The organism is Halobacillus sp. BBL2006 (assembly GCF_000786645.1).
In the GTDB taxonomy this organism is placed as follows: domain Bacteria; phylum Bacillota; class Bacilli; order Bacillales; family Halobacillaceae; genus Halobacillus.
Genome location: NZ_JRNX01000797.1, coordinates 1 through 1961, shown reverse-complemented (window position 1 = coordinate 1961; position 1961 = coordinate 1). Strand labels below are relative to the sequence as shown.

At 45.7% G+C, this 1961-nt stretch carries 1 protein-coding gene and 1 pseudogene; one reads left to right on the top strand and one right to left on the bottom strand.

Annotated elements, in window-relative coordinates; all coding sequences use genetic code 11:
- Positions 1-98 precede the first annotated feature (98 nt).
- Positions 99-1271, bottom strand: coding sequence for a M20 family metallopeptidase (locus LD39_RS19790; RefSeq protein WP_035552456.1), 1173 nt, complete (start codon positions 1269-1271; stop codon positions 99-101).
- 214 nt (positions 1272-1485) lie between these two features.
- Here LD39_RS19790 and LD39_RS19785 point away from each other — a divergent pair.
- Positions 1486-1961: pseudogene (locus LD39_RS19785) on the top strand (hypothetical protein); the annotation flags it as partial.

Sequence of the window (1961 nt, the reverse complement as noted above, 5' to 3'; positions counted from 1 at the left end):
TTCACTCTTTTTTTGGCACACAAAAATTCCGAACTGATTTCAACAAATCGTTCGGAATTTTTGCGTTTCATTCAGTTTTGTCCTAGCCTCTGTTCTAGTCAATATTCATTCAACTGTTGATGAGCCCAGGCCGCAAGAATGGCAGAACCATTCGGCAATGCATTTTCATCCAAATCAAAACGTGGGTGGTGAAGCGGATAGACCGCATCCTTCTCTTCATTACGTACCCCTAAGCGGAAGAAAATCGCCGGGATTTCATTCGCGTAAAAGGAGAAGTCTTCTCCACCCATCGAAGGGTTCACAATGGAGAATCGATCTGGACCCAATATGGTTTCTACTGTCTTTTCCAGACCCGGAAGCAAGGAAGCATCATTGATCAACGGCGGGTAAAAGTACTTATAGTTAAACGTATAAGTGACACCAAAAGCCTCCGAAACGCCTTTGATGACCCGCTCCATTTTCTCTTCCATCTGGTACCGTACGTCAGGATCCAATGTCCGGACCGTGCCTCCGATCCGAACCCTTGGGGCAATCGCGTTATCCGCTGTGCCTCCGTGAATCTGTCCGATCGTCAACACGGTAGGGGCTAACGGATCCGTCTGACGGCTGACAACTTGCTGTAAAGAGCTGATGACTTCAGCACTGACTGTTATCGAATCAGCCGCTTTATGCGGATGAGCCGCATGGCCACCGGAGCCAAGGATTTCAAGATCAAAAAAGTCGGCCGCTGCACAGGCTTCTTTTTCGGTACAGGTGACATATCCTGTTTCTACATCTGGGTTTACGTGCAGTCCGGCGATTGCCTTCATTTCAGGATTCTTGAGTACCCCTTCTTCAATCATCGCTTGTGCTCCGAATAATCCCTCTTCGGCAGGTTGGAAAATGAGTTTCACACTGCCTTTTTCAGGAGGATTGTCTTTCAATAGTTTTGCAGCTCCGAGGAGCATCGTCGTATGTCCATCATGTCCGCAAAGGTGAGCTTTTCCTTCGACGGAAGAGGCATAGGTCGTTTCTTTTTCATCCTGGATCGGAAGAGCATCCATATCTGCCCTTAAACCTACCGTCTCGCCCTCCTGCTTTCCTTCTGCAATGGCTACGACCCCTGTTTTTGCGATTACCTGGGGCTGGTAACCGAACTCTATTAATTTATTTTGAACAAATTTCGATGTTTCATATTCTTCAAAACCGGTCTCCGGATTCACGTGCAGTCCCCGGCGCCACTCGGTCAGTTGTTCTTGCAATTCTTTCGCCTGTTGTAAAAGATGACTCATTTGGTTTCACTCCTTGATGACGAAAAATGACAAATTACAGTGTGTCATACTCCAACAAACCCATGCAATTATTTTTCATATTTTTCTCAACCTTCCCTTTTTTTCATTTTTTTCCCTTTTTAATTAAAGATCCACCTCTTATAATTCAAAATTGTCATGTTTTCACACAATTTCAAATATTTTTATCGTTTAGACAGAAAGGGAGGATGACATCATGGAACATTTCGGCATACTTTCGTTACTGCCTTCTGTACTCGCACTAATGTTAGCCATTTGGTCAAAAAGGGTGGTGCCTTCACTACTCTTAGGAATATTGGTAGGTACATTAATGATCGACATGCAGAACAATGGAGTTATACATGCATTTCTTTTTTCCATCGTGAATTTATTCGGAGCCATCGCTGGCCATCCTGCTGATGCCGATGCCGGCCTAAGAGGAATGGGGCTCGTCAAAGGGCCTGGACGGGCAGAGCTCGTTATGATCGTGCTCTTGCTTGGTGCTTTTATTGGCGTGTTGAATAAATCCGGAGGAGCTTATGCGTTCGGACAATGGCTTGCCGACAAAGTCCGCGGTAAAAAAGGCGCTCAATTATCAACGGCTGCCATGGGAAGTTCTCTGTTTACAAGTGCTTACTTCAGTTCGCTCGCGACAGGAACGGTTTTCCGCCCCATCTACGACCGTATGAATAT